The organism is Bacillus cereus group sp. MYBK216-1 (assembly GCF_051916495.1).
Classification (GTDB): domain Bacteria; phylum Bacillota; class Bacilli; order Bacillales; family Bacillaceae_G; genus Bacillus_A; species Bacillus_A thuringiensis_K.
Genome location: NZ_JBQAGT010000008.1, coordinates 63,817 through 86,531 on the forward strand (window position 1 = coordinate 63,817; position 22,715 = coordinate 86,531).

Here is a 22,715-nt window from a genome sequence, read left to right on the forward strand (position 1 = left end):
ATTATCCCTCAAAGAAATAACTTTCTGCTAATTCACGGACAGTCATTTGTTCTGTTTCATCATTAAGTTTTGCAATTATGCTTCGTTCAATCGCTCGCATAACAGGAATATATACACCTAAATCACATGCGTCGATAATACCACGAATACTTGCTGCTTCTTCACTTACACGTCCATCGCGAGCTAAAGGCATAAGGTCGCTTGCAAATGCAACAAACTTTTCAATTGTTGCAACATCATTTAATTTTGATTCTGCTAATAATAGTTCTTTTAATGTGTCACCTTGAATGTAAGGAACTTCAATAATAACGAAACGGTTTTTTAATGCTTCATTTAGCTCACTTGTTCCAACGTAACCTTCGTTAATCGCAGCAATTACACGGTATTCGTCATCACCGAATACAACCTCTTGTGTAAATGGGTTTGTAATCATTTTACGGTAATCTAATGCGCCGTGAAGTAGCGGTAAAGTTTCAGGTTTTGCCATATTGATTTCGTCAATATATAGGAAGTGACCGTTCTTCATTGCTTTCATAAGAGGACCGTTAACGAATGAAACTTCAGATGCACCATCTTTCGTTTGTAGTGTGTTGTATCCTAAAATACCCTCTACATCTAAGTCGACAGAGCAGTTAATGCTATGCATTGGTTTTTGGAATAAAGAAGAAAGAGTTTCCGCTAGTACTGTTTTACCACTACCAGTCGGTCCTTTTAATAGAATGTTCTTGCCAAGAAGAAGTGCTGTAATTGCATCTTCAATAATGCTATTATCAGACGCTTTATATATTTTCGTTCCGATTAAATGTGCATTTTCACCAGCTTCTTGTTTATTCTTTTCATGAATCGTAGAAAGCTGTTGTTTTAAATCAGCATGTATATGAAATTGTTCTAACATGTATTTCCCACCTAACATTATTTTCATAAAGTAATACATCTTATGATAACTTGTTTTAATATGGTATGCAAAGAAAAGGAAGGAGGATAAAGGGAAAAGAAAAAGCAATCAAGATGAAGTTGATTGCCTACAGTAAAGGAGAAATGAGCCTCATGAAAGACTCCAATATGCGTTTTTTTATACTTCTTTTTTGGAAAGAGTTCCATTTAATTTCAGTTGAATGTTTAAAATCTTCTTCAAAATCACGTTTAATATCGTGAACTGTTTTTGATTCATAAAGTACGCTAATAATTTCGTAATTCAATTCAAAGCTACGTACATCCATGTTCGCTGTTCCAATAGTTGCAATTGTATCATCAACGAGTACAATTTTTGCATGCATAAAACCATCTTTATAACTGTAAATAGAAGCACCAGCTTTTAAAAGCGGAGTGAAATAGGATTGAGATGCTTGATCACTAATGATGCTATCACTTTTACCTGGATATAAAATCCGTACATCTATTCCGGCAATTGCACTTAAGCGTAATAATGTTAAAGTTTCTTGATCTGGAATAAAGTAGGGGGTAGCGATCCAAATGGATTTTTTTGCAGAGCCCATAACAGCTAATAATGTATTACGAATACTTTTATCATCGGAGCTTGGTCCACTTGCTACGATTTGAACAGCACCTTCTGCATTTGAAATCTCTTTACCTGGGAAGTATTGTCTATTCATGAATTGATCCCAGGAATAAGTATTTAAACCACTAGAGGCATAGAGCCAGTCTTCTAGAAAGATTGCTTGTAATTTATATAATGCTTTTCCTTCTATCTTTAAATGACTATCACGCCAAACAGGAAATTTCTTGGAACGGCCAAGATATTCATCACCGACGTTGAGTCCTCCGGTAAAACCAATTTTTCCATCTACAATAACGATTTTTCGATGGTTACGATAATTGACCGTTTCAAGTAACCAAGCTGAAAAAATAGGGTCAAATTCTACTATTTCAATCCCAGCTTCTTTCATAGGTTGCAAAAATCGTCTTCTTAACGTATTACTTCCAAGACCATCATAAAGGAAACGTACAATAACACCATCTTTTGCTTTTTGTATTAAAGCATCTCGAACTTTTGTACCAATTTCATCAGATTTATAAATGTAGTATTGAATATGTATATGATGTTTTGCCTGATCTATAGCTCGCAAAATTTCTGAAAATGTTTGATCTCCGTTTGTTAAAAGTTTTGTAGTTGTTCTATCTGCGACAGGACCGCCTCCAAATTTTTGTATGACTTCTGTTAAATGTATGGAACGTTCATTTAGTGGGACTGTGAGTAATAACTCTAGTCTTCTTCCTTCTAATATTTCACGGAATAATTTTCTTTGTTCTTCTGAACGATGGAGATGTTTTTTTCTTCTCCAGCGGCTGCGCCCGAAAATAGCGTATAAAAGCACACCTATAATAGGAAGAAGTGCTAATACTAAAAACCACGCTAATGTACTTTGTGGAGATCTATTTTCTATAAAAATAACGAATGAAATTCCTACGATTGTGATGGACCATAGGGCACCGACAAATGTATATAACGAAATATACGATGTATTTAATAGGAACAGAACGATAGATACAATTATAAATATTAATAGTAATTGAACGATAGGCTTCTTCATTTCTATATAATTCCCCTAATCTTTTTTCAATATAGACTTCTTAAATAGAAGATGTAATATGACATCTTTATTATAAGGTGTTTTGCTTTTTTTACAAAATATAGACATTTCACCTATACTTTCCGCATTTGTCCTACATACAGTGTACTATCCCATTTTTTATCCCACTCTTAACGCATATGAAAATGAAAAAATCGAAAAGGAGCGGAGAAGCATGAATTATATAGAAAATAATGGATTTTATTATCGAAATCATCATCATGGAGGACACAATCATGGTGGGCACAATCATAACGGCGGACATCATCACTATGATCACCATCATCATCACGGAGGCGGATGGGGCTGGGGTGGTGGTAGTTCATGGGGAGGCGGATTTTTCCCTGGAAGCTTTGCAGGAGGAGTGTTAGGCGGACTGACAGCTGGTGCATTAACAGGTGCAACAAGTGGAGGATATTATCCAGCTCCATATCCAGTAGCTTATCCATCACCATACCCTGTAACGTATCCAATGCCATACCCAGGTTATCAGCAAATACCATATTCGTATTAAACTAAAAAAGAGGCTATCCTCTTTTTTAGTTTAATACGGTATTTATTTATAAAATACTTCCAAAATTAAGGTGAAAATATGTTAATATTTTGTTATTGTAATTCAAAAACATATACATTGATATAGAGTTTTATATTATTATTCGTGAATAGTTATGTAGTATGGTCTAATTTCTATTTCGTTATTAAAAACAAAGAGATCAGATGTGAGTGGTATTAGTTGGAAACAAGGCTTGCATAGAGCCACTTAAAGAGATTGCAGTATAATAAGGCGCGAAATCATTAGGGAGATGAGAAGCTACTAGTTATAATTGGAACGGTATAATATTGCTTTTTATTACAAATAATATTATGTTATTTTAATCGGTCTATTTAAAAAGATAATTTATGTAATGGGCTAGTATTAGAAAATGAAATATCTCTATTTCTATGAAGAGAAACAGGTTGTGTTTTAGTCAGATAGAAGCAAGGAGAGATGCGCATGCTAGAACAGAGAGGTCATGCATTATATGACTCTTCATTGCGAGATTTAAAGTTAGCATTAGATGAGTCTTCAATTGTTGCAATTACAGATCGAAAAGGTCTTATTACATATGTAAATGATAAATTTTGTGAAATCTCTAAATACAAAAGAGAAGAATTAATTGGAAAAGATCACCGTATTTTAAATTCAGGACATCATCCAAAAAACTTTTTTCAAGAATTATGGAAACGTATTTTGAATGGGAAAGTATGGACAGGTGAGATTCGGAATCGAGCAAAAGATGGTACATATTATTGGGTCAAAACAACAATTGTTCCATTTTTAAATGAAAAAGGAGAGCCATACCAGTTTATCGCAATTCGAAATGATATTAGTAGTAGAAAAGAAGCGGAACATAGATTGCGGCTAAGTGAAAGTCGTTATAGGGAACTTGCCTATCATGATGCCTTAACGAGTTTGCCTAACCGTTTACAATTAATAACGACCGTTAATAAATTGATTGCAGATAAAAAAGAATTTGGTATGATTTACTTTGATTTGGATCGTTTTAAATTAGTAAATGATACATTAGGTCATATGATAGGGGATTTACTTTTAAGCGAAGTTGCTTCAAGGTTGCATTATGTACTAGGAGAGAAAGATGTTCTGGCTAGGCTAGGTGGCGACGAATTTGTGCTGTTAACAAAAAATCATAGACAAGATGATATGAGTCAGTTAGCGACATCTGTGTTGTCATGTTTTCAGGCACCATTTATGCTGGAAGGCCATGAAGTATACATTTCAGCTAGTCTAGGACTTTGTTCTTATCCACAAGACGGACAAGATGTGGAAACTTTATTGAAAAACTCTGACTTAGCTATGTATAGTGCAAAAGAACAGGGGAGAAACGCTGCATGTTTCTTTACAGATGAGCTACGTGCGAAAATAAATCGTAGAATGAAAGTTGAGTTTGCTTTGCAAAAGGCAATTCGTGACGAAGAGTTAGATGTAGCATTGCAGCCTATTATTGATTTGAAAACGAAGAGATATTCTGGTATAGAAGCTCTAGTACGTTGTATGACAGAAGACGGACCTATTTCACCAAGCGAATTTATCCCTGTAGCTGAAGAGTCTGGACTTATTATAAAGCTAGGAGACTGGGTATTAGAAAAATCATGTCGCTTGTTTAAAACATTGCCAAATTATCAAGAAGGACTAAAGTTATCTGTGAATTTATCTATACAACAATTAATGCAGAAACGTTTTATTTTGTCCGTACGTAGCATTTTAAAGAGAACTGGTTTTCCTCCGAACCGTTTAATATTAGAAATAACGGAAAGCATTGCAGTCCGCCATTTTGATTATATTATTGCTACATTACAAGAATTAAGAAATATGGGTGTTTTAATTGCTTTGGATGATTTCGGAACTGGCTATTCTTCCTTATATTATTTAAAACAACTACCACTGGATATTGTAAAAATTGATCGTAATTTTATTCGTGAATTTCATTATGATCACGCACAACCAGAACGAACGATTGTAAAATCCGTTATCGAAATTGCTCATAGTTTAAATTTAGCAGTAGTTGCTGAAGGAGTAGAAACAGTAGAGCAAGAGAGTTTGTTACAATCAATGAGCTGTGATTATGTACAGGGATTTTATTATGCGAAACCTTTATCTGTAGGAGAGCTAAAAGAAAAGTTAATTACAGATTTTTAATAAAAAAGAGAAGCCAGCAGCTTCTCTTTATTTAATCCGTTTTTTGTGAGTCTTTCATTAGTACTGGATAGAGAATAAGGCCTAATACGAATAATCCAATTCCTAAGAAGAATGTTTTTAAATCAGCAGTTCCCGTTTTGATAACCCAAATAGAGTATACCAACGCCAATGTAGTAATGATTCCATCTTTTACTCGAGATCCTGGCAGTATATCATACGTTTCTCCTGTAATAACTAATTTTAATTGGTACAAGGTAGAAACAAGGTATGGAATTAAATAGGCTAATGTTGCTACGACGATAGCGAAACTATACGCTTCTGAAACAGTACCAGAAATCGTTGAAAATAAGAAAATTTGCGTCATTACATTTGTAATCAATAATGATTTTGAAGGACTACCTTTTTTATTTGTTTTCCCGAAAAACTTAGGGAAAAGTCCATTTTTTGCTGCCTGGTAAGGTACTTCTGAACTAACAACGATCCAGCCAACTGTAGATCCAAATAAAGATATAAGAGCGAGTAAAGCCATTATATATGCGCCTTTATTTCCAATTGCTAAATTTAATGCGTCTACTAATGGTTTTTGAGACTCTTTTAAAGCATCTTGCGGAAGAGCTCCCATTGTAAGTAAAGTAATTGACATGTAAATAAGAAGAGCGATAATTAATCCGAAAATCGTAGCTTTTTTTACATCGCGCTGTGATTTTGCACGATTAGAAAGCATAACTGCTGATTCAATACCGATAAATGCCCAGAGTGTTGCAATAGCAGCTGAATTGATTTGTCCACCTAATGAGATTGATTGTCCTGCTTCATTCATAAAGGTTTGACCGTCTCCGAAATTAGAAGCATTGAAAATGAATAATGTAATTACAATAAACATTGTAAATCCGATAATTTTTGCAATGGTAGCAAGTAGATTCATATTTCCAGCTCGATCAATATTTTGAGAAAGAATATATTGAATTCCCCACAGCATAAGGCTACATACGAGGAAAGTTAACCCTTTTCCGAGTTCTAGTGAAAATCCGTTTATTGAAAAAAGAATTTGCTTACTTTGTAAAACTGGAAAGAATGTTGATAAATATCCAGCGAAGGAAATAATAACAGATGCTGTTGCAGCCCAGTTAGCAGCCCAATATCCCCATGCCATACTATATCCTGCAACTTTACCAGCTTTTTTTGAAGGAAACATTGCTTGAGCATAGCTTTGTGGTCCAGCTTTTAATTCTGGTTTACGAATCGCTAAATTTCCAAATACAAGTGCAATCATAAATACGCCAAGGCCTGTAATACTCCATGCGAGTGTAGAACCCATTGGACCTGATACTTGTGCTAAATTTGCTGGAAGCATAAATACGCCACCGCCAACCATATTCCCGATAACAAATGCTGTTAAAACCCATAATCCCCATTTTTTCGTTTCCATTTTTGTTAACTCCTTTGTAGTAAGTTTTGCTTAAACATCATTTTTCACTAGCTTTTTGACAATAAAAAAAGAGCCATGTAGATAAAAAAATACCTACATGGCTCTTTCGCCAAAGCGTAGGTACAACGGGAATAACCCTTGTACCTACGCGTAATTTTTCCGCTAGGTTTCAAGGGTTACGTATGATGATGATGTTTTTGTGCAAATGTAACTACAGTTGTTGTATAAGTAAGCATAGTTCTTTGCTCCCTTTCTCCTCTGATTTTGAAGTTAGTATACTACATGTTTTTTTGAATGAAAAGAAAAATATAAAAAATTTTATAAAAATACGTTTTAAAGATTAAATATTTACCTATATTTTTCTTGTAATGGAAAATAAGTGAGAGATTGGCAGAAGAGTGAAGCATGTTATAATACATATAGAATTATAAGGTGACAAGGGGCTATTGTAGATGATGAGTAAGTATGAACAAATTTATACAGAAATCAGTAAATCTATTGATAATAAACAATTAAAAGAGGGATGCAAAATCCCATCAGAAACAGAATTAATGAAGCAGTATGAGGCAAGCCGAGGCACGGTAAGAAAAGCGGTAGATTTACTGCAAGAGCGTGGATATGTACAAAAAATTCACGGAAAAGGTGTGTTTGTTTTAAAGCGAAAAAATATTGAATTTAATTTTGGTGGTATTGTAAGTTTCCAAGAAGAAAATGAACGTTTAGGGCGTCATTGTATTACAGACGTCGTAGAAATGGAGAAAATTGAAGCGACGAAAGACGTAGCAAAGTTATTAAACGTGAAAGAAAAAACAGTGATTGACCATATTAAACGTGTACGAAATATTGATGGAGAAAAAGTAATTTTAGATATAAACCATTTTGTATCGGAATATATTCCAGGCTTAACGAGAGAAATTGCAGCTACATCGATTTATAAATACATTGAGAAAGAGCTTGGGCTACATATTAGTTATTCACAGAGGGTAATTGAAGTACAGCCATGTACAGAGGATGACAGAAAGTATTTAGATTTAAATGGAACAGACTATGTTGTCGTTGTGAAAAACTTTACACATTTGTATGATGGAAGTCAGTTTGAATATACAGAATCACGCCACCGCTTAGATATTTTTCACTTTTCGGATGTGGCACGTAGGAAGTAAAGAGGTGGAACAAAATATTGTTTCATCTCTTTTTTTTATAAAAAAAACACAAACTCGTACATACGAGTGTTGACTAACTTATATATACGAGTTAATATGTAATTGTAAACGGTATCAAAAAAAGAAAAGAGGGACGGGAATATGGGGAAAGACTATCGTAAAACAGCAGAGGAAGTGTTGCAGTATATTGGTGGGAAAGACAATATTGAACAAGCTGCGCACTGTGTGACGAGGCTCCGTATCGCTTTAAAAGATGAAAGTAAAATAGATAATGATAAATTACAGTCTGTTTCATTAGTGAAAGGAGCTTTTCATAACGCTGGGATATTTCAAATTGTAATTGGTCCAGGGGATGTAGATCGAGTATATGCGGAATTGATAACGCTTGCGGGTATGAAAGAATCGACTGTAGCTGACGTAAAAGATTCAGGTAACCAAAAGTTAAATCCAGCTCAAAAGTTTGTAAAAATATTTTCGGATGTATTTATGCCAATATTACCAGCGATCGTAACAGCTGGTTTACTAATGGGTATTAACAACCTATTAGGCGCAAAGGACTTATTTTTTGATGGGAAAAATTTATTAGATGTTTATCCAAACTTAGGCGGGCTTTGGGATTTAATTAATATGATGGCCAATACAGCATTCGTATTCTTACCAGCACTTGTCGGGTGGTCAGCAACGAAGCGTTTTGGTGGTAGTCCAATACTAGGGATTGTTATGGGATTAATGCTTGTGCACCCGGCCTTATTAAACGCTTGGGATTATGGAAAAGCAGCGACTGGTTTAGAGGGGCAAAAGATTGAGTACTTCAATATTCTAGGACTGTTCCAAATTGAGAAGGTAGGATATCAAGGACAAATTTTACCTGTTTTAGTAGCAGCATTTGTATTAAGTAAAGTAGAAATTTTCTTAAAGAAACATGTACCAAATGCAATTCAATTATTAGTTGTACCAATTACAACAATCGTTGTGACAGGTGTGTTAGCATTAGGAATTATCGGTCCGGTTACACGTCATATTGGAGATTTATTAACAGTAGGATTAGTAGGTGTATATGAAACAGTACCAGTAGTTGGAGCAGTATTATTTGGAGCATTATATGCACCGCTTGTAATTACAGGTATGCATCATATGTTTATTGCAATTGATTTACAATTGATTGCACAACATGGCGGTACATTTATTTGGCCGATGATTGCTCTTTCTAACATTGCCCAAGGTAGTGCGGCACTTGCGATGTTCTGGATTTCTAAAAATCAAAATGATAAAAGTATGGCATCAACATCAGCCATTTCAGCATACTTCGGTATTACAGAACCAGCGATGTTTGGTGTGAATTTACGAAATAAGTTCCCGTTTTATGCAGCGATTATAGGGTCTGCTGTGGCAGCGATATTCATTACATTAAATGGTGTATTAGCACCTGCTATCGGAATTGGCGGATTGCCAGCATTTATTTCTATCATTCCGAAATCGATTCCAATGTTTATTGTCGGAATGATTATCGCAGTTGTAATCCCATTTACTTTAACATGGTTATTTGCAAAAAGAGTCAAACAGAAGTAGGAGGAAGTTAAACATGAAGGATTGGCATAAAAGTGTAGTCTATCAAATTTATCCGAAGAGCTTTAATAGTTATTACAATAGGGAAACCGGGGATATAAAAGGGGTTACAGAGAAACTAGATTATTTAAAAGAACTCGGAGTGGATTATATATGGTTAACACCGATATACCAATCACCACAAAATGATAATGGATATGATGTAAGTGATTACTACAGCATTGATCCATCTTACGGAACGATGGAAGAGTTTGAAGAACTTTTAGCAGAAGCGAAAGTACGTAACATTGAGATTATGCTTGATATTGTTGTAAATCATAGTTCGACTGAACATAAGTGGTTTAAAGAAGCGAAGGAAGATAAAAATAGTCCATATCGTAATTACTATATTTGGCGTGATGAAAAAAATAATTGGCAGTCTAAGTTTGGTGGATCTGCTTGGAAATATGATGAGAAGACGGAGCAATATTATTTACATTTATTTGATGAAACACAAGCTGATTTGAATTGGGAAAATGAAAAACTTCGTGAAGAAGTATATGATATGATGCGCTTTTGGCTGGATAAAGGGGTAACGGGATTCCGATTAGATGTCATTAATTTAATTTCAAAAGACCAATGCTTCTTAAACGATGAAGGTAATACTGCGACAAGTGATGGACGCAAGTATTATACAGATGGCCCGCGTGTTCATGAATATTTACAAGAGATGAACCGCAATGTTTTTGCAGGAAAAGATGTAATTACAGTTGGAGAAATGTCTTCTACGACAATTGATAATTGTATTAAATATTCTAATCCTGAGCGCAATGAACTGAGCATGACGTTTAGTTTCCATCATTTAAAAGTAGATTATCCGAATGGTGATAAGTGGAAGAAAGCAGAGTTTGATTTCATTAAATTAAAAGAGATTATGTCTAACTGGCAAATTGAAATGCAAAAGGGCGGAGGATGGAATGCGTTATTTTGGTGTAATCATGACCAGCCTCGCATTGTGTCACGCTTTGGTGATGATGGAAAGTACCGAAACGAATCTGCAAAAATGTTAGCGACAGCTATGCACATGCTGCAAGGAACGCCTTATATTTATCAGGGGGAAGAAATCGGTATGACGAATCCTAAATTTGAGTCCATCGAGCAATATCGTGATGTGGAATCGTTAAATATATACGATATAAAGCTAAAAGAAGGGCTATCAAAAGAAGATATTATCGGGATTTTAAAGCAAAAATCTCGTGACAACTCTCGCACTCCGATGCAGTGGAATGAAGAAATAAATAGCGGGTTTACAACAAGTACACCTTGGATTTCAGCGGCTAAAAATTTTAAAGAAATAAACGTAGAGAAGGCACTAGCCGATAAAGAGTCTGTATTTTATCATTATAAAAAACTAATTGAACTAAGAAAAACATATGATGTTATGACAGAAGGAGAATATGCTATTTTAGATAAGAATCATCCTAAGATTTGGGCATATACACGTACTGTAAATGATGAGATATTACTTGTTATCAATAACTTCTATGGAGAAGAAATAAAGTATTCTGTACCAGCTCATGTTCAATTAGATGGAATGAAACAAGAGGTACTACTGTCGAATTATAAAGATTGCAGCAAGGATATTACAAAACTTAACTTAAGACCATATGAATCAATTGTGTATCGATATACGAAATAAAAAGGTTGTATGCCCGAGCGGCATACAACCTTTTTATTTTAAGACACCACTATACAAAATATTTACATCTACCTCAGGTTTGAATTTTACTTTTGCATAATCTTTATTCCAATTTTTTTTCTTCCATAAGTCAGGGTGATAGGCGATAAGGTGTCTTCCGATACCGAAAGCATCACAGTTAGCTTTTTGTAGCTTGTTAGTTATCTTTTTAGCTTCTTTCGTAAGCTGTTTAGACAATTCTTTATTTAGTTTTTTTCTTTCATCCATTTTATAAAGGTTATCTCTTGGAGCTTCAAGCGCTATCACTTTTAGTTGTAGTTTAATGTGAGCATAAACATTTCCTTTTTTATCTGTCGTTATTTTTAAGTCTCGTTTTAACTTTCGATTGCTAATTTCCATTGTTAAATAATCAGATGTCTTCTCTGATTTCTCGCTAGTAAGCTTTTGGGTTATACGCGCACTTGTTCCCATTTTTCCGGTTAATAATACGAATAAAACCGATTGTTTCAAAGGTAAATGCCCAGTTAATTTATCATTGTTAAATAAAGCTAACCCGTTTGTAATTACTTCTTTTCCTTTTATTTTTATGGAAGGGAGTATAAAGTCTTTACCGGGGTCTAACATTTTTGTAGCAGCTGTTTCTAAAGTTTCTTTTGGAAATACACTCATATCTTCTAAGCTTTTCACTTTTTTCTTTAAAAAATCTCCAATTAATAAATTTCCTACTTTCTTTTTTTCGAGTACCTCGGACGTTTCACCATCTACTGCAATAAGCTTTACTAAAGCAGTTGGATTTGTTGGATCCCGAAAACTGACATCTAAATAGGGTAGTATCCCTTTTTTTAGAATTTTGGTTCCTAGTAATTGAACACCATATTTAAAATAGCGAATATTTCCAGTCACATTTTTTTTTAGGGAATCGCTTGTATCTCTTATGTTATGCCCGGTTGCTGAATGTATTTCATTCTCGAATGAAGATTGTTCTCCGCTTGAACTTTTTACGAGCTCGATTGTTTGCTGGAGTTTATTCTCTTCCGTAATATCAGCTCCAATACTATAAGCTAATCTCGCTTCTCTTAATGGTTCTTGATCCCAACAGCCAGAAAGGAGGGAACTAGTACATAATATAAAAAGTAATTTAACTCTTTTTTGGAACATATTGTTCTCCTTTCTTCTTTCTTATTACTGAATAAAGTAGAAATAAAAGAGGGAGGACAACGATGAAAATATAGGTAAACTTATCAGTGAAAGTTGCAATTACTTTTAATTCTTCAGGTGTATCTATAAATAAGGCTACACTAAAAGCAATTATACCAACGATTGGAACAGCTTTTTTATGATTAGCAAGGTTGAATATGTGTCCAATGCCGATAGAAGCAGCACAATAATAACTAGCAATAGAGGCAGCGACAGTTATCATCCAAATTGGTATGAAGATTAGGTCCGTTCGGTCTATAATTCCAATATGCAAGGAGCGTAATAAGTAAGCAACTGGCTCTGGAATAAGCTCAACTTGTTTTGGACTAAATACGATAAAGCAAATCCAAACGGTAAAAGTATAAAAAAGTGTTACAAATCCATTAGCGATAGAAATGGCCTTCAGTTTTGCCACAGAACTCCCGTTTACTTTTGGAAAGGCAATAAGAATAATTTCAAAACCATACATGGCTGTAATTGTTTCTTTCGATGCTTGAATAATATTCCACCACCCAGCCTCTGTAAGTGGGAAAATATAAGAAAAATCAGCTCGGGAAAACCCTAGGGCAATTAAAAGGGCCATTGGAATAATGAGAATAGAGGCCATGACATAAAATCGTACGATGACTTTAAATGTATTATAAGCGACATAACAACAAGCTACTGTACATAATATGAGAATTGCAGACCACGGAGTTGCTTGTAAAACCCATACTTTAATGACATTACAAGCATTTAACATAACCGTCATACCGATAAGTGTAAAATAAAAAACATAAGCAAAACCTAATAGTTTTCCAAACTTATTACCAAATAGCATACAAACACTTTCATACATATTTGCATCAGGAAATCGTTTTAAGAAAAGCCACATAAGTAAAATAATAAGTTGAATTGCCAGACCAGCGATAAGAGCAGAAATCCATCCACCACCTTTTGCTATTAGGTGAAGACGGTTCGGTAGAGAAAGTATGCCCACTCCGATTTGGCATTGAATAACGAAAAAGGTAAATTGAACTAGTGAAATTTTACTTTGCGTGTTTGTCACCGTCCTCATCCTCTCTCGTTACATGTTGGCGTTGCATTTTTTTCGGCTTTGGATCATGTGGTCTTTCCCAAAATGACCAAATTGGTAGTCTTACGAAAGAATCTTTCATATCTTTTATCCGCATCGGGGCAACAGGAGAAAGATATGGTGTATGAAATGAATGTAGCTGACATAAATGAACAAAAGTTATAATGAGACCGAATGATATTCCTAAATATCCGAATATAGCAGCAAGAAGCATTAATGGAAAACGAAGAATGCGAACTGCTGAGCTCATATCATTTGATGGAACGAGAAAAGATGAAATTGCAGTTAAAGCTACAACGATAATCATTGTGTAAGAAACAAGCCCAGCCTTTACAATTGCATCACCAATTACTAAACCACCTACAATACCGATTGTTTGTCCCACTCGGCTCGGCAAGCGAATACCAGCTTCGCGTAACAATTCAAAGATTAATTCCATTAAGAGAGCTTCAAAAATAGGAGGAAGCGGTACTTTCTCTAATGAAGCTTTAATTGTATACACAAGTTCGAGCGGTAACACATCAGGATGAAAAGCGACAGTTGCAATATATAAAGCTGGCAAGAGAAAGGCAATTAAAAAACTTACTAAGCGAATCATTCGGACGAAAGAACCTACAATCCAGCGGTTATTATAATCATCTGGTGATTGATAAAAAGCGAATAACGTAACAGGTACGATGAGCGCTGTTGGGTCCCCATCAGATAAAATTGCAACCCGTCCTTCCATTAAATTAGCAGCGGTCCTATCTGGACGCTCTGTATTTAATTGCTGCGGAAATGGCGAGAAGGACGTATCCTCTATGAATTCTTGTATGTATCCTGGAGGCATAAGTGCATCTGTCTTAATTTTTTCTAACCTTCTTTTCACTTCGGCAACTAGATCGTCATTGGCTATATTTTGCATATAAGCAATTGCCACTTTCGTGTGCATCTCTTCACCGATTGTAAAGTACTTAACAACTAAATTTGGACTCTTAATGAGTTTGCGAATAGAGGTTAAATTCGTTGCTAGATCCTCTACAAAACCAGTATGTGGACCGCGCACAATTCCTTCATTATCAGGCTCTGCTATATCTCTCTTTAAAGATAAAGCTGTTTCGAAAATACAAAAACTATTGACATGTTCATGAAAATATAAGGATTTACCTTGTAATAAAACCTGTACTCCATAATTTAAATTCGTTTCTTTTTTCATATTTAATGTGGAAAAGGCTTTATCTAAGGACAGATCCGATCGAGTTAATAATGGTTCAAGAGCTAATTGATGAATTAAATTTGGATCTGCTAAAGATTCAATATATAAGATTGTTCCTTTTCCGTTTTGAAAAGGGAGATCTAATTTTTTTATATCATCAGAATGAGAAAGTTTATTTTCAATGTAATTAATGTTCTCCGGAAGTGATGGAAACATATGCTTTTGTTTTTTACTCTCTTGTTGTTCTTTTTTCTCTGTCATACTTTCCACCTCTTTTAGAATAAAATTACTTCTGTTAATTTTTGCTTTTTGTGAGAAATTTATGCTTGGATTATTTTTTTAAGAAGAGAATTGAAAGTTACGTTACATTGTCTTTTGTGCATTATTCAATTTCATAGCAGTACTTCTCACGTTTGTGTCGAATTAAGAAGATATATAGGAGGGATATATATGGAAATAGCTGTAGAACGTGTTTTTACAAAGGAAATTTTAGCAAGAGCGGCAAGGGAATTTCATGTAACAGTAGAAGAAAAGCCACTTGGAGATTTTGAAAATTATATTTTTAAGGCAAAGGGTGATAATGATGAAGATTACGTATTACGTTTAACACATTCTTCTCATCGCTCTAAACAAGAGGTAGAGGCTGAACTAGATTTTTTACGATATGTTGCAGAGAATGGGGCAAAGGTAGCAGGACCTCTTGATTCAACGTCTCGAAATCTCGTAGAAGAAATCGTAGCAGAGGATGGAACGTTCTTTTTCGCGTCTTTATTTACATATGCAAAAGGCGAGCAAGTAAAAGGGGAAGGATCACCTTATTGGGGAGATGCTTATTTTGAAGCATGGGGAAAAGCGATTGGACAACTGCATCGCCTAACAATGAACTATCCTAAAACGAATCATCGTGATACGTGGGAAGAAGACGAAAGTGGGATTATTAATGAATTAGAAGATGATCAAGTGAAAAAGATTGCAGCGGTATTAATGGATGAAATTAAGGCTCTTCCAGTTGAAAGAGAAACGTTCGGTCTTATGCACGGTGATATTCATCCAGGTAATTTTCATTATGATGGTAAAGAGCTAACAATCTTTGATTTTGATGATGCGGCTTATAATTACTTTATACATGATTTAGCGATGGTTCTATACTACTCTGTTCTATTTACACCGTGGACAGCAGAAGAGAAAACAGATTTTGCTCGTAAACAGTTACAAGTGTTACGAAAAGGATATGAGTATGAGCACAGGCTGGCGGATAGTTGGTATGAATCGTTACCACTATTTTTACGTTTACGTGACATAGGTCTATACGGTACACTCCAAAAGAAGTTTAAGGGGAAAGATATGCCAGATAACTTCCAAAAATTATCTGAAGAGTTATATGAAAGAATTATAAGCGAAGAAGCAATTGTGAATATATAATACATTTTGTTCAAAACAAAGTATACAAAATAAATGTATACTTTGTTTTTTTATACAAAAATATGTTTGTTTTATTAAAATAATATTGTCCTAGATTCGGTATGCACTTATAATTTTATATATATTCTGAATATTCTTTATAAAGAAGGAGGGGGAATGTTGGAAACTTTCGTAAATTGGTTAAATAATATTGTTTGGAGTCCAGCACTTGTTTATTTATGTTTAGGAGTAGGTTTATATTTTTCCATTCGAACAAAGTTTTTACAAGTAAGACACGTAGGAGAAATGGTGAAGCTGACATTTCAAGGAGAAAAATCAGAGGCTGGTGTTTCTTCATTTCAGGCGTTAGCACTTTCTTTATCAGGGCGCGTTGGGACAGGGAATATCGCTGGGGTAGCAACAGCGGTTGCATTTGGTGGACCAGGGGCTGTATTTTGGATGTGGGCAGTAGCCTTCTTAGGAGCAGGTTCTGCTTATGTAGAATCGACATTAGCGCAAATATATAAGACGAAACATCAAGGACAGTTCCGAGGTGGTCCTGCTTATTACATCGAAAAAGGTTTAGGAGTTAAATGGTATGCTTTAGTGTTCGTTGCAGCAACAATTCTTGCAACAGGACTTTTATTACCGGGTGTACAAGCAAATAGTATTGCTGTAAGTTTAGAAACGGCTTTTGGTATTAATACTACCGTATCAGGGGCTATATTAGTTGTCGTATTAGCTCTTATTATTTTCGGTGGAGTGAAGCGAATTGTTAACGTAGCGCAAGTTGTCGTACCGTTTATGGCAATAGGCTATATTTTAGTAGCTTGCGTCATTGTTGCTATGAATATTGAAAAATTGCCAGAAGCATTTATGTTAATTATAAGAAGTGCATTTGCATTAGAAGCTGCTTTCGGTGGTATTATCGGTTTAGCAATTTCTTGGGGAGTAAAACGTGGTATTTATTCCAATGAAGCAGGGCAAGGAACTGGACCACATGCAGCAGCAGCAGCTGAAGTATCACATCCAGCTAAGCAAGGTTTAGTGCAAGCATTTTCCGTTTACATTGATACATTATTTGTTTGTTCAGCAACAGCATTTATGATGATTATTACAGGCATGTATAACGTATTTGATGCAAGCGGAAAAAACTTTATCGTTAATAAATTAAATGGTGCTCAGCCAGGACCAGGATATACACAGGCGGCGGTAGAATCTGTTTTCCCTGGATTTGGAAACGGTTTCGTTGCAATCTCGTTATTATTCTTCGCGTTTACAACAATTATGGCGTATTACTACATTGCAGAAACGAATATTGCGTACTTAAATCGAGATAAAGATCGTCCTTGGTTGTCTATGGTACTAAAATTTGTTTTTTTAGGAGCTGTATTCTACGGCTGTATTAAAACAGCAGCAACGGCGTGGGCTTTAGGTGATATCGGTGTAGGAATTATGGCATGGGTAAATATCATTGCGATTTTACTATTACAAAAACCTGCATTAGTCGCATTAAAGGATTATGAAAAACAGAAAAAAGAAGGAAAAGATCCAGTATTCGATCCGCAGCCATTAGGAATTAAAAATGCTGATTTTTGGGAGCATGAATACGGGAAAGATAAGAAAGAAGAAGTATCTTAACAGAATAGAAATGAAGAAGCAAAGGGGAAACTCTTTGCTTTTTTTTATGGACAAATTGAAGCTAAAAGTTATTTTTGGGACTATTTTTGAATATAAAAAGAATGTACATGCATTGTTAGGGGAAGGGGGAGTATGTTGATAGAATTTCGTAATGTAAATAAATATTATGGTAACTTTCAAGTTTTGAAAAATATTAATGTGCAAGTGAAAAAAGGCGAAGTGGTAGTAGTTGTCGGGCCTTCAGGATCAGGAAAAAGTACGTTGCTTCGGTGTATAAATCAATTAGAGCCAATTACAGATGGAGAATTAATTGTACAAAATACAGAGGTACACAATAAAAAAACGGACATGAATGAATTGCGGCGAAATATTGGGATGGTCTTTCAACATTTTTATTTATATCCACATAAAACGGTTCTTCAAAATATTACATTAGCACCGATTAAAGTAAATAAAGTTTCCAAAGAAGAAGCAGAGAAAACAGCAATGTTTTATTTAGAGAAAGTAGGAATTCCAGAGAAGGCTAACGTATATCCACATCAATTATCCGGAGGACAACAGCAACGGGTGGCAATTGCTAGAGGACTTGCAATGCAGCCGGAAATTATGCTATTCGATGAGCCTACGTCTGCTCTTGATCCAGAGATGATTGGAGAGGTACTTGATGTTATGAAAGCACTGGCTAAAGAAGGGATGACAATGGTTGTTGTCACGCATGAGATGGGATTTGCGCGAGAAGTAGCGGATCGGATTTTATTTATGGATGATGGCAAAATCATTGAGGATACAACACCGGCGCAATTCTTTGCGAGTCCTGAACAAGAAAGAGCGCGTCTATTTTTAAGCCGAGTGTTAAACCATTAAAGGAGGAGTTTTATGCTTAAAATGAAAAAGTTGTTTATGTTAATCATATTCTCGTGTTTATTCGTACTTGTCGTTGCTGGGTGTGGAAGTAAAAAAGATGAGGCGAAGGAAACAAATACGAAGCAAGGCAGGGCTGTTGAACAAATTAAGAAACGAGGGAAATTAGTAGTCGGGGTAAAGAATGATACGAATTTATTTGGATTAAAAAATCCTTCAACAGGGCAGGTAGAAGGATTCGATGTTGATGTCGCGAAGGCACTTGCGAAAAAGATTCTTGGAGATGAAAAGAAGCTAGAGCTGAAAGAAGTAACGTCTAAAACACGTATTCCAATGCTGAAAAATGGTGATATTGATGCAATTATTGCAACAATGACAATTACGGAAGAACGCAAAAAAGAAGTGGATTTTTCAGATGTATATTTTAAAGCAGGACAATCGTTACTTGTGAAAAAAGGAAGCAATATTAAGAGCGTTGATGATATAAAACAAGGCGTTAAAGTATTAGCTGTAAAAGGATCAACATCTACAAATAACATTCGTCAAAAGTCACCAGAAGCGACTGTATTAGAGTTTGAAAATTATAGTGAGGCATTTACAGCGTTAAAGGCAGGTAAAGGTGATGTGTTGACGACAGATAATGCGATCCTTTACGGAATGGCAAAACAAGATTCTAATTATGAAGTAGTAGGAAAAATTTTTACAGATGAACCATACGGAATTGCAGTGCAAAAAGGGGCAGATGATTTAACGAAAGAGATTAATACTTTAATTAAAGACATGAAAGCAAGCGGGGAGTATGACAAATTATATGAGAAGTGGATTGGACAAAAACCAGAAAAGTAGATAGTAAAAGTGAGAGGATGAGAGTACTCATCCTCTTCTTGTAAAGAAAGAGGGGAGAATATGTGCCTGATTTTTCTATATTAACGAATAACATTGATATGTATTTAGAAGGATTTAAATATACAGTTATGTCTAGTGTAATTGCATTGATAGGCAGTTTTATTTTAGGAGTAATTTTGGCAGTAATGCGTATTGCACCTATTCGTATTTTAAATTGGATAGGATCAGCTTTTGTGGAGTTTGTAAGAAATATTCCACTCGTATTAATTGCATTTATATTCTATTTTGCTTTACCTGTAATAGGAATTACTTTAAATGGTTTTGTAGCAGGAACAGTTACGCTTACGGTATATACGGCAGCTTTTATTGCGGAAGTAATTCGCGCTGGTATTTTATCAGTTGCGAAAGGGCAAATGGAAGCTGCCCGCTCTTCAGGGCTAACGTATGTGCAGGCGATGTATTATGTTGTCTTACCCCAAGCTGTGAAAATTGTAATTCCCCCTTTAGGAAACCAGTTTCTCAATTTAGTTAAAAACTCTTCAATACTTGGAATCATTGCTGGTGCTGATTTAATGTATCAAGGAGATTTAATTTCAACGAAGACGTTTGTTACGTTTGATGTTTATATATTTGTCGGGATGTTTTATTTAATATTAACAATTCCGCTCAGTATGCTAGTGCGTTATTTAGAAAAACGCTTGGCAAAGGAGGCGGTGTAAATGGATTTCAAGGGAGCAATTACAGGAGATCATATTCTATTTTTATTAAAAGGGTTACTTATAACATTAGAGGTAGCGCTCATAGCAATTGTACTTAGTTTTATTATTGGAAGTGTAATCGGTATATTGCGCTACACGAAAATACCTGTCGTCTCACAAGTATTAGGAGTTATAGTTGAACTGATTCGAAACTTACCACTACTGTTAATTATATTTTTCACGTATTTTGCACTTCCAGAAGCAGGCTTGAAATTAGAAATTATAACAGCTGCAATTGTTGCTTTAACAATATTTGAGGCAGCAATGATATCTGAAATTGTTAGAAGTGGTTTATTGTCTATTGAAAAAGGGCAGGTTGAAGCCGCACGATCTTCGGGATTAACTTATGTGCAAGCGCTTTGGCATATTATTTTGCCACAAGCATTAAGGAGAATGGTTCCGCCGCTTGTCAGTCAATTTATTTCATTGCTGAAGGATACGTCGCTAGCGGTTGTTATATCACTCCCTGAGCTTATGCATAATGCTCAAATTATTAGCGGGCAAAATGTGAATTACATGATTCCAACATTTATATTAGTAGCTTGTATGTACTTTATCGTAAATTATAGTTTATCAATTTTATCGAGAAGATTAGAACTTCGTTGACTCTTACAATATATGTAAGGGTTTTTTCCTTGTTTCTCCTTATTTTCCTCTAAATAGAATCTAAATCTTGCAATAATTAGATTTTTTATATTATTTTATCAGAAAAGTTTTAATTTTATATAGAAAATGTAATCGCTTTCGTGTATATTTTTATTATCAGAAAATTTTAACAAGATATAGGGGTATTGGTAGGGGGAGGATTTAGATGCAGCAACCAACGAATGAGAAATTACATCGCACGATGAAGAGTAGACATTTATTTATGATCGCACTTGGTGGTGTAATCGGAACTGGTTTTTTCTTAGGTTCAGGTTACACTATTAATCAGGCTGGACCAGGGGGAGCCATCCTTTCATATTTAGTAGGCGGATTTATTATGTATTTAACAATGCTTTGTCTTGGAGAGTTAACGGTAGCGATGCCGGTTTCAGGATCTTTCCAAAAGTATGCAACGAAGTTTATTGGACCAGGAACGGGCTTTATGATTGGCTGGTTATACTGGCTTGGCTGGGCAGTAACAGTGGGTCTAGAATTAACGTCAATAGGTTTAATGATGAAAAGATGGTTTCCAAATGTTGATGTTTGGGTATGGTGCCTTGTATTCGGTGTTATTTTATATGCTTCAAACGCAATTTCGGCAAAAAGTTATGCTGAATTAGAATTTTGGTTTTCTAGTATTAAAGTAATTACAATCCTTGCATTTGTCGTTCTTGGTGGTAGTGCATTATTAGGATTTATATCATATGACGGAAAAGAAGCAGCACCTCTTTTCTCTAACTTTGTAAGCGATGGTGGACTTTTCCCGAATGGACTAGCTGCCGTACTACTTACAATGATTACAGTTAACTTCTCATTCCAAGGAACAGAGTTAATCGGAATTGCAGCGGGAGAAAGTGAAAATCCAGAAAAAACAATTCCACGTGCGATCCGTAATACAGTATGGCGCATTATGTTATTCTTCATTTTAACGATGACAATTTTAGTAGGATTAATTTCTTGGAAAGAAGCAGGCGTAATTGAAAGTCCATTCGTAGTCGTATTTGATAAAATTGGTATTCCATACGCAGCTGATATTATGAACTTCGTTATTATTACTGCGTTATTATCTGTAGCGAACTCTGGATTATATGCAGCGACACGTATACTATGGTCACTTGCAAATGAGGGAATGGCACCAACTTCCTTCCAGAAAGTAAATAAGCGTGGTATTCCAATTACAGCGCTAGTCGTAACGATTGCGGTAGCAGGTCTTTCTTTATTCACAAGTTTCCTTGCAGAAGATACAGTATACATGTACTTATTATCTATAGCTGGTTTATCAGCTGTTTCAAGTTGGATCATTATTGCTCTATCGCAACTTCGCTTTAGAAGTCAGTATATAAAAGGCGGAGGAAAGTTAGAGGACTTAAAGTATAGAACACCACTATACCCAATTGTTCCAATTTTAGCTTTAATTACAAATAGTATCGTTGTTATTAGTTTAGCATTTATTCCTGAACAAAGAATGGCGTTATACTGTGGTATTCCATTTATCATTTTCTGCTATATATATTATTATATTAGTAAGAAACGGCAGAAACCGATGAAAGTGGAGATGGAAAAAACAAATGAAACTAACAATCAAACACGATGATATAGAAGCAGATTTATCGTATGATCAATTAGCGATTGGAAAAGAAAACGGGTATTCACCGTTACAATTACTCGTTTCTTCTATCGCAGGGTGTAGTGCAATTGTCTTTCGAACGATTTTAGAAAAGAAACGTATTACATATGATACGTTTACAATCGAAACTGAAATTGGTAGAAGTGAAGCTTTATCGAAGCCAGTTGAAAGTGTTCATTTGCACTATAAAATTAAAGCAGAAAACATTACAGAAGAGCAGCTGGACAAGGCGCTGCAGCTTGCAGTGAAAAATTGTACGATTGTTCAATCTGTAAAAGATAGTATAAAGGTTACGGAAACAATTGAGCTAATAAAGTGAAACATAAAAACGTGAGAGCCGTATT

Annotated in this window: 18 protein-coding genes and 1 pseudogene; 13 read left to right on the forward strand and 6 right to left on the reverse strand. The window is 35.1% G+C overall.

What is annotated here, in order from left to right; all coding sequences use genetic code 11:
* Nucleotide 1: 1 nt before the first annotated feature.
* Nucleotides 2–895 (reverse strand): ATP-binding protein, encoded by an 894-nt coding sequence (locus ACTFRH_RS23590; protein WP_000892970.1) that lies wholly within the window; start codon nt 893–895, stop codon nt 2–4.
* A gap of 127 nt (nt 896–1,022) precedes the next feature.
* Entirely contained in the window at nt 1,023–2,552 is a 1,530-nt protein-coding gene (locus tag ACTFRH_RS23595; RefSeq protein WP_000743015.1) for a cardiolipin synthase, read from the reverse strand.
* Nucleotides 2,553–2,766: 214 nt separating this feature from the next.
* Between ACTFRH_RS23595 and ACTFRH_RS23600 the strand changes: the two genes are divergently transcribed.
* Nucleotides 2,767–3,105, forward strand: a complete 339-nt coding sequence (locus ACTFRH_RS23600; RefSeq protein WP_001106370.1) for a hypothetical protein — start codon at nt 2,767–2,769, stop codon at nt 3,103–3,105.
* A gap of 480 nt (nt 3,106–3,585) precedes the next feature.
* Nucleotides 3,586–5,289, forward strand: a complete 1,704-nt coding sequence (locus ACTFRH_RS23605) for a putative bifunctional diguanylate cyclase/phosphodiesterase (RefSeq protein ID WP_000893344.1) — start codon at nt 3,586–3,588, stop codon at nt 5,287–5,289.
* A 31-nt stretch (nt 5,290–5,320) separates the two neighbouring features.
* Here the strand turns inward: ACTFRH_RS23605 and ACTFRH_RS23610 are convergent, their stop codons facing one another.
* Nucleotides 5,321–6,718, reverse strand: a complete 1,398-nt coding sequence (locus ACTFRH_RS23610; RefSeq protein ID WP_000448449.1) for an amino acid permease — start codon at nt 6,716–6,718, stop codon at nt 5,321–5,323.
* Nucleotides 6,719–7,170: 452 nt separating this feature from the next.
* Here ACTFRH_RS23610 and treR point away from each other — a divergent pair, with 452 nt between their 5' ends.
* The 3 genes from treR (at nt 7,171) to treC (ending at nt 11,125) form a co-directional block, all read left to right on the forward strand.
* Nucleotides 7,171–7,881, forward strand: a complete 711-nt coding sequence (treR, locus tag ACTFRH_RS23615) for a trehalose operon repressor (RefSeq protein ID WP_000987236.1) — start codon at nt 7,171–7,173, stop codon at nt 7,879–7,881.
* 141 nt (nt 7,882–8,022) lie between these two features.
* A complete protein-coding gene (treP, locus tag ACTFRH_RS23620; protein WP_000513935.1) occupies nt 8,023–9,450 on the forward strand; it encodes a PTS system trehalose-specific EIIBC component in 1,428 nt (475 codons plus the stop codon).
* A 13-nt stretch (nt 9,451–9,463) separates the two neighbouring features.
* Nucleotides 9,464–11,125, forward strand: a complete 1,662-nt coding sequence (gene treC, locus ACTFRH_RS23625) for an alpha,alpha-phosphotrehalase (protein WP_000656138.1) — start codon at nt 9,464–9,466, stop codon at nt 11,123–11,125.
* A gap of 33 nt (nt 11,126–11,158) precedes the next feature.
* Here treC and gerKC read toward each other — a convergent pair whose 3' ends face one another.
* From gerKC to gerKA, 3 genes are read right to left on the reverse strand one after another with little or no spacing between them, the layout of a single operon-like run.
* On the reverse strand, nt 11,159–12,283 hold the full coding sequence (gene gerKC / locus ACTFRH_RS23630) for a spore germination protein GerKC (protein WP_000486845.1): 1,125 nt from the start codon (nt 12,281–12,283) through the stop codon (nt 11,159–11,161).
* A complete protein-coding gene (locus ACTFRH_RS23635) occupies nt 12,264–13,370 on the reverse strand; it encodes a GerAB/ArcD/ProY family transporter (protein ID WP_000185767.1) in 1,107 nt (368 codons plus the stop codon). Before ACTFRH_RS23635 ends, gerKC begins: the two co-directional genes overlap by 20 nt.
* Nucleotides 13,351–14,853, reverse strand: a complete 1,503-nt coding sequence (gerKA, locus tag ACTFRH_RS23640; RefSeq protein ID WP_000136664.1) for a spore germination protein GerKA — start codon at nt 14,851–14,853, stop codon at nt 13,351–13,353. The genes ACTFRH_RS23635 and gerKA overlap by 20 nt, the downstream gene beginning before the upstream one ends.
* Nucleotides 14,854–15,042: 189 nt before the next feature.
* Between gerKA and ACTFRH_RS23645 the strand changes: the two genes are divergently transcribed.
* From ACTFRH_RS23645 to ACTFRH_RS23680, 8 genes and pseudogenes are all read left to right on the forward strand, one after another.
* Nucleotides 15,043–16,014: a phosphotransferase enzyme family protein gene (locus ACTFRH_RS23645; protein ID WP_000401633.1), complete on the forward strand. Its 972-nt coding sequence runs from the start codon at nt 15,043–15,045 to the stop codon at nt 16,012–16,014.
* Between the two features lie 159 nt (nt 16,015–16,173).
* Nucleotides 16,174–17,634 (forward strand): alanine/glycine:cation symporter family protein, encoded by a 1,461-nt coding sequence (locus ACTFRH_RS23650; RefSeq protein WP_000447398.1) that lies wholly within the window; start codon nt 16,174–16,176, stop codon nt 17,632–17,634.
* Nucleotides 17,579–18,498 (forward strand): annotated as a pseudogene (locus ACTFRH_RS23655) (amino acid ABC transporter ATP-binding protein). The gene ACTFRH_RS23650 and the pseudogene ACTFRH_RS23655 overlap by 56 nt, the downstream one beginning before the upstream one ends.
* Nucleotides 18,499–18,510: 12 nt before the next feature.
* Entirely contained in the window at nt 18,511–19,341 is an 831-nt protein-coding gene (gene glnH, locus ACTFRH_RS23660; protein ID WP_000916458.1) for a glutamine ABC transporter substrate-binding protein GlnH, read from the forward strand.
* A gap of 62 nt (nt 19,342–19,403) precedes the next feature.
* The gene (locus ACTFRH_RS23665; protein ID WP_001112667.1) at nt 19,404–20,060 is read left to right on the forward strand and encodes an amino acid ABC transporter permease; all 657 of its coding nucleotides are present in this window, start codon (nt 19,404–19,406) and stop codon (nt 20,058–20,060) included.
* Nucleotides 20,061–20,705, forward strand: coding sequence for an amino acid ABC transporter permease (locus ACTFRH_RS23670; protein WP_000345957.1), 645 nt, complete (start codon nt 20,061–20,063; stop codon nt 20,703–20,705).
* Between the two features lie 205 nt (nt 20,706–20,910).
* Complete coding sequence (locus ACTFRH_RS23675; RefSeq protein WP_001187097.1) at nt 20,911–22,338, forward strand: amino acid permease; 1,428 nt, start codon at nt 20,911–20,913, stop codon at nt 22,336–22,338.
* A complete protein-coding gene (locus tag ACTFRH_RS23680; protein WP_000778819.1) occupies nt 22,313–22,690 on the forward strand; it encodes an OsmC family protein in 378 nt (125 codons plus the stop codon). Before ACTFRH_RS23675 ends, ACTFRH_RS23680 begins: the two co-directional genes overlap by 26 nt.
* Nucleotides 22,691–22,715 lie beyond the last annotated feature (25 nt).

What these genes read in the sequence shown, in the direction of transcription:
- ACTFRH_RS23610 (WP_000448449.1), bottom strand. Translation starts at nt 6,718, where the DNA reads ATGGAAACGAAAAAATGGGGATTATGGGTTTTAACAGCATTTGTTATC.
- ACTFRH_RS23675 (WP_001187097.1), top strand. Translation starts at nt 20,911, where the DNA reads ATGCAGCAACCAACGAATGAGAAATTACATCGCACGATGAAGAGTAGA.
- ACTFRH_RS23605 (WP_000893344.1), top strand. Translation starts at nt 3,586, where the DNA reads ATGCTAGAACAGAGAGGTCATGCATTATATGACTCTTCATTGCGAGAT.
- ACTFRH_RS23670 (WP_000345957.1), top strand. Translation starts at nt 20,061, where the DNA reads ATGGATTTCAAGGGAGCAATTACAGGAGATCATATTCTATTTTTATTA.
- treR (WP_000987236.1), top strand. Translation starts at nt 7,171, where the DNA reads ATGATGAGTAAGTATGAACAAATTTATACAGAAATCAGTAAATCTATT.
- glnH (WP_000916458.1), top strand. Translation starts at nt 18,511, where the DNA reads ATGCTTAAAATGAAAAAGTTGTTTATGTTAATCATATTCTCGTGTTTA.
- ACTFRH_RS23590 (WP_000892970.1), bottom strand. Translation starts at nt 895, where the DNA reads ATGTTAGAACAATTTCATATACATGCTGATTTAAAACAACAGCTTTCT.
- ACTFRH_RS23600 (WP_001106370.1), top strand. Translation starts at nt 2,767, where the DNA reads ATGAATTATATAGAAAATAATGGATTTTATTATCGAAATCATCATCAT.
- treP (WP_000513935.1), top strand. Translation starts at nt 8,023, where the DNA reads ATGGGGAAAGACTATCGTAAAACAGCAGAGGAAGTGTTGCAGTATATT.
- gerKA (WP_000136664.1), bottom strand. Translation starts at nt 14,853, where the DNA reads ATGACAGAGAAAAAAGAACAACAAGAGAGTAAAAAACAAAAGCATATG.
- treC (WP_000656138.1), top strand. Translation starts at nt 9,464, where the DNA reads ATGAAGGATTGGCATAAAAGTGTAGTCTATCAAATTTATCCGAAGAGC.
- gerKC (WP_000486845.1), bottom strand. Translation starts at nt 12,283, where the DNA reads ATGTTCCAAAAAAGAGTTAAATTACTTTTTATATTATGTACTAGTTCC.
- ACTFRH_RS23680 (WP_000778819.1), top strand. Translation starts at nt 22,313, where the DNA reads ATGAAACTAACAATCAAACACGATGATATAGAAGCAGATTTATCGTAT.
- ACTFRH_RS23645 (WP_000401633.1), top strand. Translation starts at nt 15,043, where the DNA reads ATGGAAATAGCTGTAGAACGTGTTTTTACAAAGGAAATTTTAGCAAGA.
- ACTFRH_RS23595 (WP_000743015.1), bottom strand. Translation starts at nt 2,552, where the DNA reads ATGAAGAAGCCTATCGTTCAATTACTATTAATATTTATAATTGTATCT.